10 protein-coding genes are annotated in these 14,420 nt (G+C 59.4%); 4 read left to right on the plus strand and 6 right to left on the minus strand.

Features of this window, described 5'->3' with window-relative positions:
- Positions 1 to 18: 18 nt before the first annotated feature.
- Positions 19 to 1,269, minus strand: a complete 1,251-nt coding sequence (locus K5E40_RS06890) for a site-specific integrase (protein ID WP_221730226.1) — start codon at positions 1,267 to 1,269, stop codon at positions 19 to 21.
- Positions 1,270 to 1,586: 317 nt separating this feature from the next.
- On the opposite strand from K5E40_RS06890, the gene K5E40_RS06895 reads away from it, so the two are divergent.
- From K5E40_RS06895 to K5E40_RS06910, 4 genes are all read left to right on the plus strand, one after another.
- Positions 1,587 to 2,507, plus strand: coding sequence for a restriction endonuclease (locus tag K5E40_RS06895; RefSeq protein WP_221730227.1), 921 nt, complete (start codon positions 1,587 to 1,589; stop codon positions 2,505 to 2,507).
- 186 nt (positions 2,508 to 2,693) lie between these two features.
- Positions 2,694 to 3,269, plus strand: a complete 576-nt coding sequence (locus K5E40_RS06900; RefSeq protein ID WP_221730228.1) for a DarT ssDNA thymidine ADP-ribosyltransferase family protein — start codon at positions 2,694 to 2,696, stop codon at positions 3,267 to 3,269.
- Complete coding sequence (locus K5E40_RS06905) at positions 3,270 to 3,914, plus strand: DUF4433 domain-containing protein (protein ID WP_221730229.1); 645 nt, start codon at positions 3,270 to 3,272, stop codon at positions 3,912 to 3,914.
- Entirely contained in the window at positions 3,911 to 4,996 is a 1,086-nt protein-coding gene (locus K5E40_RS06910) for a macro domain-containing protein (protein WP_221730230.1), read from the plus strand. The genes K5E40_RS06905 and K5E40_RS06910 overlap by 4 nt, the downstream gene beginning before the upstream one ends.
- Before the next feature lie 44 nt (positions 4,997 to 5,040).
- Here the strand turns inward: K5E40_RS06910 and K5E40_RS06915 are convergent, their stop codons facing one another.
- The 5 genes from K5E40_RS06915 to K5E40_RS06935 are packed head-to-tail and all read right to left on the minus strand — an operon-like array spanning position 5,041 to position 14,396.
- Positions 5,041 to 5,853 (minus strand): YfaP family protein, encoded by an 813-nt coding sequence (locus K5E40_RS06915; RefSeq protein ID WP_221730231.1) that lies wholly within the window; start codon positions 5,851 to 5,853, stop codon positions 5,041 to 5,043.
- A 3-nt stretch (positions 5,854 to 5,856) separates the two neighbouring features.
- Positions 5,857 to 7,476, minus strand: a complete 1,620-nt coding sequence (locus tag K5E40_RS06920) for a DUF2300 domain-containing protein (RefSeq protein WP_221730232.1) — start codon at positions 7,474 to 7,476, stop codon at positions 5,857 to 5,859.
- 1 nt (position 7,477) lies between these two features.
- Positions 7,478 to 12,052 carry an alpha-2-macroglobulin gene (locus tag K5E40_RS06925; RefSeq protein WP_221730286.1) on the minus strand — a complete coding sequence of 1,525 codons (4,575 nt, stop codon included), beginning with the start codon at positions 12,050 to 12,052 and terminating at the stop codon, positions 7,478 to 7,480.
- Positions 12,049 to 12,699: a DUF1175 domain-containing protein gene (locus K5E40_RS06930; protein ID WP_221730285.1), complete on the minus strand. Its 651-nt coding sequence runs from the start codon at positions 12,697 to 12,699 to the stop codon at positions 12,049 to 12,051. The genes K5E40_RS06925 and K5E40_RS06930 overlap by 4 nt, the downstream gene beginning before the upstream one ends.
- Positions 12,684 to 14,396 (minus strand): DUF2138 domain-containing protein, encoded by a 1,713-nt coding sequence (locus tag K5E40_RS06935; protein WP_221730233.1) that lies wholly within the window; start codon positions 14,394 to 14,396, stop codon positions 12,684 to 12,686. The genes K5E40_RS06930 and K5E40_RS06935 overlap by 16 nt, the downstream gene beginning before the upstream one ends.
- Positions 14,397 to 14,420 lie beyond the last annotated feature (24 nt).

Genomic DNA, 14,420 nt, shown 5'->3' on the forward strand with positions numbered 1-14,420 from the left:
CTAGACCGACCAAAACCGTTAAGCCCTTTTGCTGAATTCGACCTGAACAACCTTATCTACAGGTGTCGAAGTCGTGTATTTCGCCCAAGCATCCATCAGTTTGCGGCGCTTATCAAACAGATCAGAGCGCGAGTAAGCCCCCTCGGTCTGGTCTCGTTCGTCATGCGCTAGCGCCAGTTCACAAACCTCACGGGGGAAGTTGGTACGTTCCCCTGCCCAGTCTCGAAATGTGGAGCGGAATCCATGGCGCGTAATATCGGCATGCTCCAGACCGTGTAACAGGTTGCGGATCGCATTCGCATGTATGACTCCTGTCTTGCCCTGCCCTGGAAAAAGATACGGACTACCCTCAATGCGCGACAATGCCTCAAGCAGCTGGACAACTTGCGGGGCCAGAGGAATATCAAACGCCTCGCGCATCTTCATACGATCGGCAGGTAGCGACCAGATGCCTGCATTGAGGTCGAACTCACTCCAGGACGCAAATCGCACCATATGCGAGCGGGCTCCCGTCAGGATCATCAAGCGTGTGGCCGTTGCGTCGCGGACGTTGCCGAGCGCTTTGAGCTTCACCATGAGGGCCGGGACATCCTGCCATTTCATCGCAGAGAAGTGCTGACGCTTTCTTGCTTTCTTCTTTTCAGCCTTGCTCAGAAAATTATCAAGATGCCCTCTCCAGCGAGCGGGATTGTCACCAGAGCGCAGACCTCGTGCCTTTGCAGCATCAAGTACCTGCTCAATCTGCCCACGGACTTCATCGGCGGTACGGGTCTTACTGGCCCAGATGGACTGGAGAACCTTGAGCATTTGCTCCGTCTCAATCCCGCTGGCCGAAAGCTTGCCGATGTGAGGGAAGGCGTAAAGCTCAAGCTTCCGCAGCCAGCCCTTGCGCCACTTTTCTGACCATCCCGCACCGTGTGCGTCAAGGTACTCAGTCGCCAAAGTCTCGAATGTGATTCGCTTTGCTTCCAGCTCTCGTCGAGCATCACGCTGAGCGTCGCGTTCGGCATCACGAGTTTCAAGCGGATCCTTTTCTAGTGCTAGCAGCTTGCGAGCGTCGGCGGCCAATTCCCGGGCCTTGGCCAGGGTGATCTCGGGAAACTTCCCAAGGCCCATATAGCGCTCCTTGCCCACAAACTTGTAGCGGTAGATCCAGCTTGTTCCGCCAGTCTTGCTGATCTGAAAATAAAGGCCTTTACCGTCCCCGGCCATTCCAGGGACGCCTCCTTTTACAAGGCTCTCAACACCCTTGACTGTTAGCTTTGACATTCACCCTCGCCTCACCTGACCCCCACTCTGACCCACACCGCCACACGTGGTTTTTGGTGTGTATTTCTGAATCTCAGTGGAAGAATACTATGTTCAAAGCCATGCAGAGCATAGGGCGCAGTGAAATTAAGTAAAAACCAGTGAAAGAATGAAATGCCGGCCACAAGCCGGCTTTTTAATGCCTGATTCCTTCCTAGCAACAGCGGCTTACGCTTTCACGGCCCCAGCGCCAACTCACGAAGGCATCCTCAGCGAGGGTTAATTTATACTTGCCCGCCGGTCAGTTCAAAAACGCCCATCAGCACAGGGATGCGCCCATGTCCGTTCCAACCTACGATCAGTTTATCGAACCGATCCTGCGGTTTCTCGCCACAAAACCAAACGGTGCAATTGCTCGGGACGCCCACGAAGCGGCAGCCAAAATGCTGCAGTTAACAGAAGCGCAGCGTGAGGAGTTGATCGCGAGTGGTCAGGCCACCTACAAGAACCGGTCAGGCTGGGCACACGACCGTCTCAAGCGTGCCGGTCTTTCCAGCAGTGCCAAACGCGGTTATTGGAAGTTGACTGATGCAGGCGTGCAGTACGCCAAGGAGCATGCACTTCCACTGTCGGCCAAGGATGTGGAGCACTTAGCAATCGGCTACATGAATGTGAAGCTGAAAGTCGCGCCTGATGCCGAGCCACTGGATGACCAACCAAATGTGGAGCCAGATCTGGCCTCCGCCACCGAAAGCCCCGACGACCGACTGGAGCGAGCGCTAAAAGAATTGCGCGATGCCACGGCGGCCGACCTTTTGGACAACTTGCTGCAAGTCAGCCCCAACCGCTTCGAAGTGATCGTGCTGGATGTGCTTCATCGCCTGGGTTACGGCGCCAGTCGTAATGATCTGCAACGTGTCGGCGGTTCCGGTGATGCGGGCATCGACGGCATTATCTCGCTCGATAAATTGGGGCTGGAGAAGGTTTACGTTCAGGCCAAGCGCTGGCAGAACACGGTTGGCCGGCCTGAACTGCAGGCGTTCTACGGAGCGCTCGCGGGGCAAAAAGCCAAGCGTGGCGTGTTCATTACCACCTCTGGCTTTACTGCGCACGCTGTCGACTTCGCCAAATCGGTGGATGGCATTGTGTTGGTAGACGGCACGCGGTTGGTGCATCTGATGATGGATCATGAGGTGGGCGTGACATCCCGTTTGTTGCGGTTGCCGACGCTGGATCGCGATTACTTTGATGAGGAATAACGTTGAAGTTTCTGCTGTTCGAACCTTCTAGCTAAATCTCCACATTGGGCTTGTGGTCAAAAGTGATGGCACACTAGAATCATCACGACTGTTCTACCAACCCCCACGGATCGAGGGTTACATCAGCACGGGGCGAGGCCGGGACTGAATTCAGTTTAGGTTGATGTGCAGGTCAAGGAGACCACTATGTCGGACGCAAATATCAGGGAAAAATACTTCGTTTACCACCTCACCTCCGTTGAGAATCTGGATGGAATCTTTAAGGAAGGCCTAAAGCCTCGGGCCAGTCTGGAAAATTTCACCGACGTCGCAGACAGCGAAATCCTCAAGAAGCGCAAAGCGCTCAATCTTGATCGCTATGTTCCATTCCACTGGTTCGCCGCGAATCCGTTTGATGGACGGGTACAGCTCAGCCGGCCCAAAGAGAAGTTCGTCCTCATCTCCGTCTTTCGATCATTTGCCAAACAAAGCGGTTGGAAAATTATTCCCCGGCACCCACTCGCTGATGATGCGATTCAACTGCTCGATTACAACGCAGGTTTTGAAGCAATTAATTGGGAGCTGATGAGTACTCGGGACTATCAGAACCCGGAATGCAAAAGCGTTTGCATGGCCGAATGCCTATCTCCGGAAGTGGTAAACCCCAAAAACTTTTCCAGGATTTATACACCCAACGATGAAGTCAGCTCGCTTTGTGAGGCTAAAATGCGCGAGGCAAAGCTTGCGACTCCCATCAGCGTGAATCCCGGAATGTTCTTATAAATGAACTACACCAGCCTGAATCCAGAGAAAGCTCTGATTTGGCGTATCGTCCACCGCGATAACCTGCCCTGGGTTCTGGACAACGGTCTGCATTGCGCAAACTCGGAAGCACAGGCACCTCAGTACGTGAATATCGGTAACGTCGACTTGATCGATAAGCGCCGTTCCCGTCAGGTGCCTATCGCACCGGAAGGCGTTTTGGCCGATTACGTGCCCTTCTACTTCACGCCCTTCTCGGTGATGATGCAGAACATTCATTCTGGGTGGAGTGTTCAGCAACGCAACAATGACGAGATCGTGATTCTGGTCTCAAGCCTGTATCGCGTTGAAGAGCTCGGCCTACCGTTTGTCTTCACAAACGCGCACGCCTATCCGAGTTGGACAAACTATTACAGCGATCTGGCGAATCTCGACCAGATCGATTGGTCTATCCTTCAACGGCGCGACTTCAAGCGCGATCCTGATGATCCTCGCAAAATGGAGCGTTATCAGGCTGAGGCGCTGATCCACCATCACTTACCGATTACGGGACTACTGGGCATCATGTGCCACACCGATGCAATGAAAGCACGCATAGAAGCGGACGTCGCCGCTAGAGGCCTGACGCTGCCTGTCCATGCGCGTCCCAAATGGTATTTCCAATGATCCGATTCACCCAAGGCAACCTGCTGGAAGCCAATACCGAAGCCCTCGTCAACACAGTGAATACCGTGGGCGTGATGGGCAAGGGCATCGCATTGATGTTCAAAGAACGCTTTGCGCAAAATTACCGCCTCTATGCAGCAGCGTGTAAAGCGAAGGAAGTAGAAACCGGCAAGATGCATGTGACGGCCACTAATGAACTCGATGGCCCTCGCTGGATCGTGAACTTCCCAACCAAACGCCATTGGCGTTCTCCGTCGCAAATGGCGTGGATCACTGAAGGCTTGCATGATCTGCGTCGGTTTCTGCTTGAGAACGACGTGAAATCTGTCGCCGTACCGCCTCTAGGTGCTGGTAACGGCGGTTTGAAGTGGCCTGAAGTCCGTGAGCAGATTGTCGAAGTGTTGGGGGATCTGGACGCTGATGTCTTGGTATACGAGCCCTCGAACCAGTATCTGAACGTCGCCAAACGTTCGGGCGTAGAAAAGCTCACGCCAGCCCGCGCGCTTATCGCCGAACTGGTTCGTCGCTACTGGGTGTTAGGCATGGAGTGCAGTCTGCTAGAGATCCAGAAGCTGGCCTGGTTTCTTGAGCGCGCTATCGAGAAGTTGCCGAATACCGAGAACCCTCTGAATCTGAAGTTTGTCGCGCACAGATATGGGCCGTACGCCAACCGGCTGGAGCACCTGCTCGATAACCTCGATGGCAGTTATCTGCACTGTGACAAACGCATCAGTGACGCAGGCATTAGCGATGTGATCTGGTTTGATCAAGAGCGCAAAGCCTTTTTGCAGACGTATCTGAAGACTGAGGCCAAGGAATACTCCCAGGCTTTAGAACGCACTGCCGAGTTGATTGACGGTTTTGAATCGCCATTCGGTATGGAGTTGTTGGCGACAGTCGATTGGCTGCTAAGCCAGGAAGGCGTGTCTGCGACCGTTCCTGCAGTGCGTGAGGCGTTGACGCATTGGGACGGTGGCGCTGGTGCTGCTGCTCGCAAGAGCAAACTGTTCGATGATCAGGCTCTTGATATTGCGCTCAAGCGTCTGACCTCCAGCAGTTTTCGGCCTGAATTGGCGGCCTGAGTGATTGAAAGGAATTGGGCAGCAACCTGCTGCCCAATTCCCCATCACGGATAACTAAACGCCTTCACCAACGTCAACTCCCCCACCGCCCGCATCGGGATCAGAAACGTCTCCATCTTCTCGTTTGGTGTGCCTTCCTCAGTGATCACCGTTACCTGCGCAGTCGTCAGCGGTTGCGCGGCTTCATCCCCGCCATCTTCATCGCTGCGATACCCGCCACCGTAGTAGTTCACATACACCAGATACTGCCCCTTGATCGGCGCCGGCATGGCGAAGATTTCCGGGCCGTAGCCGGTGGTGACGTCGACGTCGAGGGCGCCGCCGTTGGGGGCGACGCGGTTGCCGTACCAGATGTGGGCGCCGTCGGGGGTGACGAGGTGCAGGTCGAGGTCGGTGCCGTCGCTGTCCCAGGCCAGCAGCACGCGCAGTTTTGGCGGGGTGGCACCGCCACTGGTGTTGAGGAATTGGGTGCGGCGGCGTTGTTGGCCGTCGGGGCTGCGCACTTCGACGCTGTTGCTGCCGTTGGGGAAGGAGAACGGACGGTCGAAGCGGCCGGCTGCGTCGATTTTCAGCGGCATGCTGACGCCGTTGACGATCAGTCGACCGGGTTCATTGCTCTTCGGGCTGGCGTTGATCTGGCCGCTGATGCGCGCTGTGTTGGCTTGGCCGACCGGGGTGTTCACCGAGGAGGCCGGGTAGTTGACGGTCTGACGAAAGCTCTCGCCCTCGCCGCCCGGCGCGCCGGTGCGCCAGCCGCCAACCGGGGTGTCGAGTTTGATGCTGTCGGCGGCCATAGTCGGCGATAACGCGGTCAGCGTGCAGAGCAGCAACAAGACCTGTGGATAACGGAGTGTCATGGTCTATTCCAGCAAAAGGTGACGGGCGAGCCCTTCGATGTAGGTTTCATCCTGGCCGTTGGGATGCGCTTCAAAGGCCAGGTGCAGATATTCGTGGGTCAGGTCGAGGCGGTCCTGCAAGGTCAGTACGCCGCGCACATAGATGCGCTGGCGTTCGCGGTCGACGAAGGGGCGGCCGAACGCGAGTTTGCACACGGCGAACGTGCTGACTTCGTTGTAGCCGGTTTCGCTTTCCAGCTTCGGGCGCCAGCCGCGTCGCTGTTTTTGCAGCCAGTCTTGCGCGGCGGGCAGTGCTTCGCAGGAGGCGACCGGGTTATCCCAGCGGCTGAGGCTGGCGCGGGGATAGGCGTGCAGCAGGATTGCGTCGTAGCGCTGGCCGGCGTTGGCTTGTTCGACGGCTTGCTGCCAGGCCAATTTGTCCGGGCCAGGTTGGTCAGAGTGATAGGTGACGGTGCTGCCGGCCAACACCAGATCGGCCGTCCAGGCGGCGATGTTGCGCGATTGCACCGATGCCGGGCGCGGGGCGACCCGCTGGCGATTGCTGCTGTCGTCGATGCTCAGGCAATCGCCGTGGCGTGTGGCGTTTTGCAGCAAATAGGTACGGATCGCCACGGCCAGTGCTTTGGCGGCTTCGCCAGGTTCGGGTTTGGCTTCGCGATCAAGGACACGGGCAACGTATTCTTCGCGATCCAGCCTTGCGACGAGTTTGTCATTGAGCAGAAACAGTTCGCCGTCGCTGTGGATATCCAACGCGTTGCCGTTGGCGAAATCAACGCGGTAGTCGCCCTGCAACGGGCCAGAAGTCACGACCCGTTCGCCAGCCAGAACCCGCACAACGGGATAGCGCGAGAACAGTCCGACTTCGACACAACGTCTCGTCTCTGCCGGCCACACAACTGGCAACACCGTCGCCAGTGCAGCACCGTAATGCCGTAAAACCATCTGACTGGTGCCGCGCCCACCGGCCCAAACCGGCGAGCCGTCCGCTGTCCATCCGGCAAATCCGCCCTGTCGCGACTGCCGGTCATGATCGCCGAGCCAGCTCCAGGTTTTCACCCGCAAGCGCCCGCCGAGCTCACCGACGACATTGCCGTCGGCAGCATTGAGCACCACGTCGAGCAATACGCGGCGCATCTGTTCTTGAGCTGGCAGCAACGCCAGAACGCCCAGCAGCTCACTCACAGAAACCCGCGTGGCCGGTTGCACCGACGGCAAATCCAGCAACCACAATGGCGCCTTTCGCGCCTGCCAGTAGGTTCGCCAACCGCTGGAAGAAATCCCCAACCGCGCCGGCTCGAAATACAGCCCACACGACTTCACCAACGCCTGATCCCGCTCGATCTTGCCGCCCGCCGAGCAGCAATAGACTTCCTCTTTCGACTGCTCGCGACATTCATATGCCGGCTCCCGAGCGCCGGTATCCACCAGCCACGCGTAGACAAACAGCTTCCAAAGACTGCCCAGCGGCGCATCCAGGGTCGAAGGCAACGGTTCACGAGCAATCAGTTGCGTCGTACTCAGCGACAACAGCTCACCTTTGTAAGCCACGCGCAGCGGCTCATCCTGCGCCGTGGCCAGCGCAGGAATCATCCACAACATCAGCCACAGCAGCGGCCGGGTCATGTCAGTTGACCGTGACCTGACCGAGGGCGGCTTTCGCTTCCTGGGCTTGATGCTGTGGCGCGTACACCTGAGTGAAACGCACCGGCGGCAGGTTGAACCGGCCCTTCTGCGAGAAGCGCACCAAATGGCGCAGACGCAACTCGCCGCTCAGGGCATCCACTGGCACCGCGTAGGCCAGTTGTCCCGGCTCGAAACGCGCCTTCTCCAGCGAGGTCGGTTCGGTGCCGTCCTTGCCCTGCAACTTGATGCCCCAGGTGGTGCGCTCGACATCGGCGCCCGGTGGCAGCGGCACTTCGAGCATGCCGTAGCGCAGCGGTTTGGGGGCTTTGCTGGTGAGGATCACTTCGTCCAGATACAGGCTGTCGCTGGACAGCGGTTTAGTGCCGACCGGCTCCAGTTTGAAAGTGAACGCTTCGTCGCCCGGCACCAATCGCGACAGGCGACGGGTGATGGTCACGGCCATCGGATCGACGGCCGGTTGCTGGGTCTGGAAGCTCAGCGCCGCACGCAGCGGACGCTCTTGAGTGCCAGACACCGACAACACACTCGGCACCGGCGTCGCGCCCTGCCACGTCCAGAACATCTCGCCGGTTGCGCCGTAGTTTTTCTTCCAGCCCTCACCCGGCATCAGCGCGATGGTCGGCGACGCCTGCGCGATGCTGCGCTGCAACCAGCTCAGCGCCAGCGCACGTTCGAGGGTCGATTGCTGTGGCAGCAGACGTTGCAACAACGCCGTGGCACGGGCCTGATCAAACGCTTGCAGCGACAGGTTCAGCGCTTCGGCAAACGGCTGCGAGCTCACGGCCAGACGCTGTTGTGCCGCACCCACCTGTCGACTGAAGGTTTCAGGCAAGGAGACTTTCGATTGCGTGGCCAGCGAGGCGGTCAAGACCCGCGCCGCCGCCAGACCCAAAGCCGAATCCGGATCGCTCATCACCAGGCTGTCCTGGCCGTCGTCCATCAGCGTCTCGGCATTACCTTCACCGGCCTTTGCCAGATCCTCCATCAAACCGCTGAGCAACGTGTTGACCGGCAAGCGCATTTGCTTGGCGAACGACAATATCAGCGCCCGTTTCAGCAACGGCGTGTTCGGCGCCTGTTTGGCGTAAACCTCCAACACTCGCTGCCAGTGCTCTGGCGGCAAGGTCAGTTCCAGCACCTGGCTGGCGTTCCAGTCAGCGTAGTAGGCGTACGCGGTGAGGAATGCATCGGGCTCACCGGCATAGCCCCACCAAGTGAAGCTCGCTGACGGCCCGGCCATTTGCACCAGACGTAGACGGCTGTTCTGCATGATCAGGCGCAAGCGATCACGGATCTGCGGGTTCGAGGCCAGCGACGGATAGGCGATGCTCAGCGGCAGCAAACGGCTGGCCGTCTGCTCGACGCCGCCGTACGGGTAGCTCAGCAGATCGTCGAGGGCGGAACGGAACAGCGCTTGCGGGCTGTCATCCAGGCGCAGGCGAATATCGGTGGCGTCCGCCGGCAGGCTCAACGCCGTGTCGCCGCTGGCTACATCAAGGCTTTGCGTCTGCGTCACTTGCCAGCCATCGCCGGTCGCGCTCAAGCGCACGGCCAAGGCATCAGCGATTTTGCCGTCCTGCACCAGTTCCGCTGTCCACTCGCCCGAAGCCAACGCAAATGCCGGCAGCGGCACATAGTTGATGCCGTTATTCAGGGTCACCGGCAGGCGTTGTTCGGCGCCGGCGTAATGGGTCACCAGCTCAGCCTTGACCGGTTTCTCGGCCTGACTGAAAGCGAATACACCGAGTTGCGGCTGATCGCCCTTACGGAATTTGCTCGGCCCGCTCCACTTCAGGTACAGCGGTTTTTCCGAACGGACGAACTGTTTCTTCTGCCCGACCTGACCGTCATCGGCAATCGCCCGGGCCGTGATGCGCCAGCGGGTCAGCGAGTCCGGCATTTTGAAAGTGAAACGGGTTTTGCCGTCGGCGCCGGTCAGCAACTCTGGTTGCCATGCGGCGGTGTCGACGTCTTCGCGACGCGGACGCTCCAGCACTTTCACGCCACGCTCACTGCGGTTGGCCTTGCCCGGCGCGCCAGGACTGCCCGGCAACGCCACGTCGTAACTGATGAACGACAGGCTGGCGCTGGTGCGCACGTTGTTGCGGCGCGGGTGGTAGAAGAACTGGTCGATGGTCGGCGCGACTTCCGGTTGCAGCGCGTAGACCATTTCATCGACGACGCTGACGGTCAGGTGCGCCGGTACGGCTTTGCCGGCGAACTGCGTGGTCAGGTCGACGGTGACGGTGTCGCCCGGCAGATACACCGTTTTGTCGGTGCTGATCGCCACGTCGATTTGCGGCGCGACCACTTTGATCCCGGCATTCTGGAAGCTGTACTGACCGCCCTTGGTGTAGAGCACGGAGAAGGTCAGGTTCGGCGCAAAGTTGTCCTTCACCGGGATGCGTGCGCGGTATTGGGTGTCGCTGAGTTTTTCCAGTTTCAGCCAGTCGCCGCCCTTGGCCAACAGCGCGGTGGCTTCGACCTTGTCGCGCTCCAGCGACAGCAAGGCATCGCTGACCGGTTCCGGGAAGGTGATCAGCGCCAACGCTTCATCGCCGGCCTTGTACTCGGGTTTATCGAGGACAATTTCCACGGTGCCCGGCACGGCTTTGACGCCGTCGCCGGTGACCGAATGCGCAGTAGCGCCGAGGACGCGACCGTGCTGATCTTTCAAGGTCAGGTTGTAGGTGCCCGGACGTTCAAAAGCGAGGCTGAAGCCTTTATCGCTGGCCGCCAGTTTACCTTCGCCCGTGCTCTGATCCTCCAGACGCACCCAGCCATAAGTGCTCGGCGTCACGGCTTTGCTTTGCTCGCTGCCACCTTCGTTGGCGTAGCTGAACGCGACTTTGTCGTTGACCGCACTGAAGCGTTGCGGCGCGCTCAAGCGAAAACTCGCGGCGCCACGGTCGATAAGGATTTCCTTGGTGGTCTTGACCCGATACGCCGCTCCATCGCTGGCAAACACGGTGAGCATGTAGCGGCTCGGTTTGTCGGCGGCCGGCAGGTCGAGGCTGGCGTTGCCCTTGCTGTCGGTGGTCAATTCGGTGCTGGTCAATTCCACCGGGAATTGCCCCAGGTATTGCAGTTCGTTGTCGACCATCGACAGTTGCTGGGCGCGCAGGCTCAGGGTCAGTTTGGCGTTGGCCACCGGTTTGCCGTCCGGGTACAGCAACACCAGACTGCCTTTGACCGGTTCGCCGGTGCGGTAATCCTGCTTGGCCAGATTCAGCGAGATTTCGAAGTGCGGCTTGATGTACTCCGCCACACGGAACGCACTGCTGTACGCCTGATCCTTGTAGTTGAAACGGAGTTCATAACCACCGGCCACGGCGTTGTCCGGCAACTGGAAACGGCCCTGAGTGCCGGCCTTCGAATCGAGCTTCAGATCCATTCGTTGCAGTTCGGTGCCGGTGGCGTCGAGCACGCTGACATTGACGTCCGCCGCACCCGGCAGCACCGAATCCCGTGCGTTCTTGAACTCACGACCGACGATCTTCAGCGACACCCAGTCGCCCGGGCGATACAACGGGCGGTCGGTGAACGCATAGAGCTTGGTGTCGTAGATTTCGCTGTCGTAATAGAAGTTTTCCGAAACGAACACCCCGCCCTCTTCGTCCTCGCCGATCACGAATGAACGCTCAGGGCTGACGTGTTTCAGGCGCAGCAAACCATCCGCATCAGTAGCACCGCTGCTCATCACGCCGAGGCCGTCAGTCCACAGCACATTGACCTTCGGCACCGAACTGCCTTCATGTTTGCGCGCAGCCCAGACCAGTAATTCATCACCGGCAATTTTGCTCACAGCCACGGTGTTGGAGACGAAAACCATGGTGGTCGCGCGGTACTTGCCGATCAGCGCTTCGACCAAGTACAGACCGGGTTTCAGGTTGCCCAGCGGAATGTAGACGTTGCCCGGCGCGACGCTGACGAAATCGCTCGAAGACCCGGCCAGATTGACCCCGGCCGGCGGCTGGATCGGCTTGGCCTGCCACAGCGGATAACGGAACTGGCTGACCACCGGCAGACCCGGAATCAGCGCGAATTGCGGTTGCGCGTCATACGGGGTCGGTGCGGCGATGGCGTTGCCCATCTTCAGTTCCGGCACTTCCTCGGTGACCTGTTTGCGCGACTCGTAAGAGAACGCGCGCTGCATCACCCGCCGCGATTTGCGGTACCAGTTGTCCCACAGGTACGCGAGGGTATTGGACAGACCTTCGCCCTTGAACTGGCCATCGCTGACCACGCGGTGCAGGTTCTTCTGGCGCTTGAGGAAATCCAGTGGCTTGTCGATGCGGTACACGCGAATGTCGGCGCCACCGTAGGGTTCCATGCGGAAACGACGGTAGTCACGGCCCGGTGCTTCGAGGCGCACCATCGCCTGTTCGTCCGCCGCAAAACTGCTGTCGGCCAGCAGGAAGAAGCTTTCACCGGACACCGGCGTGTAGCCGCTCGGCTCCACCGAATCGTCGGCATTAACAGTCGCCAGCGGCAGCAGCAGTGCCAGCAACAGAGGAATTTTTGCGCAGAGTCGCAACATGCGGGCACCGGTCATTGGGAGAGAAAGTTCAGTCGATAGACGCCGATGAAGTTGGGGTTGGCTGCGTCGGGTATCCATCGGGTGTCCTTCCATGTCATGAGTTGCTGCAGGCTTGCCGAACGCATGCCGTTGTCAGTGGGGGTGGTGGTGCCAGTGTGATAGGCGATGTAGCGGCCCATCCAGATCATCAGGTGCTGATCGTCGCCCTGATCGAAAAACATCAGGTCACCGGGGCGCGCCTGTGACACGTCGCGGCTGACCAGATGACTGTTGAACTGAATCAGTTTGATCGCGTTGACGTACGGCCCGACCTTGCCGCCGCCCTGTTGCCATTGCTGGGCGAGCTTGCGCTGGTCATCGCTCAGCGACAGCTCCGGCGGCAGATAGCGGTTGGACAGGCCATTGCTGCGCAGCCATTTGTTGTCATGGACTTTCAGCGCTTCGTTGGCAGCGAAACGCACCAGGCCGGCGCAGTCCTGCTGGTACCAACGCGGGCTCGGGCCCTGGCTCAGTTGCTCTTGGGCGATGCGTACGAACCAGGCACGAAAGACCTGGGACTGCGCCGGATCAAGCGCCGGTGCCTCCATGGCGCGGGCACCCGCGCTGAGCAACAGCGCGAGCAAGCCGAGGCTGCGGATCAGTGTCGTCACAGCGCTTTCCATTCCAGCGGCAGCCATTGCCAGTGGCCGTCGGGCTCGCTGCCTTCGGGCAACGTCAGGGCATATTTGCCGTAACCGCCGAGGGTGCGCAGTTTCGGGATCAGGTAGGTTTGCGCGGCGTTGTAGAACACCGGTTCCATGTCCTGCGGCAGGCTGTCGAGGGTTTCCTGCTGCATCAGTTGCGCCATCGAGTCAGGGCCGAAATAGATCGGCATCAGTACGTCTTTGGGCAGCACATCGGCCATCGGCGGGAAGCGTTTGTCGAGGGTGCCGAGCGCTTTGTCGACCAGTTTGTCGTCGAGGGAAAACAGCAGCGTCGAACCGTGGCGGGCGAGGCTGACGTTCATGAACGCCCGGCCACTGATCGCGTCCGGGTTCTCGGCGGTTTTTGCTGCGTATGGGCCGAAATTCGAGCTGACCTGACGCCGCCAGACGTGGCTTTGGCCTTCTTGCTTCTCGATCACCGGGAAGACACTTTCTTCGACGTTTGGCTCGAAGGCGCCGACCATCGAGCCAAACAGTTTGCCGAGATCGCCGTCGAGTTTGCTGTTGTCCTCATCCTTCAAACTGGCGACCAACAATGGCGTGTACAGCCGCGAATCGGCGTACCAGCAAAGGCCCGCCGCGCCAGCCACGTGCTCGGTGAGTGTCTGCGCTACCGCCTCTTCGGCGCCGAGTTTCACCAGCAGCGGTTTCTGCGGTTCGGCCGCCACCGGCAAGGTCACACAGGCACTGGCGCCCAGCGGCATGGCTCGCCACACCGGTTTGAAATCGAAGTCCGGCTGGTTGTCCAGTTCGTCCATGGCCAGGTAGCTGTGCCAGCCCTTGTCGTCCATGTCGAAACGCAGCCCGGCGAAGTTCGGGATAAAGCGCTGATACCCCATGGCGAGCACGCTGGAATTCACCGACAGGCGTTGTTTGATCTCTGGCGCCTTGGCCGGCAAGCCGAACGCTTGCGGGAACAGTTTGTCGCCATTGAGCAGTGCCGCCAGCGCTTGAGGCGAAACGTGCCCCCACTCTTCGGACGGGCCGTTTTCTGCCTCGTAGTATTTCGAAGGGTTGGACAGCACCACCAGTTTGTCGCCGTGCGAGGCGAACAACAGGGATTTACTGGCGTTGTAGCTGAGCTGATAAAGCGGCACCTCGTCGCTGCCGACTTCAAGTTTGCCGAACACGCTGAGTTGCGTGTCATCCAGCGCCACTTTCGCCAGCGGCTCCAGCATTTTCGCCAGCCCGCCGCGATCCATCACCAACAGGAAATCCTTCAACCGGCCATCAGCCCCGCGCCATAGCGCTACGTCTGCCGGTTGATCAAAAAGCTGTTCGATCAGGCTGTCCTGCAATTTCAGATCATGCTCGTAGATGATCCGGCGCAGGCTGCCGATCAGCCCGAGTCGGTCGCCGTGGGTTTCGTAATAGAAGACGAAATCTTCGGTGAGCGTGGCTTTGAGGAACGGCACCGTCAGCAGGTCTTTGGGCAACTGGCTCAGGGAGCGGGTTTCCAGCAGCGCATCGGGACGGCTCAGGCCGAGCTTGTCACTGGCAAGCTCGGCCGGCGGTGTTTTGGGCTTGAGCAGCAGCCAGCCAAAACCACCCGCCACGCCGGCCACCAGGCATAGCCCGATCAGCAGCGCCGGCCAGCGTCGGGAAGGTTTGCCGGCCGGTGTCGGGACGGCCGGAGAAGCAGCGTTATCACTCATATTCACAAAACCCGAAGTTCATCC

This window comes from Pseudomonas baetica (assembly GCF_019733355.1).
GTDB lineage: Bacteria > Pseudomonadota > Gammaproteobacteria > Pseudomonadales > Pseudomonadaceae > Aquipseudomonas > Aquipseudomonas baetica_A.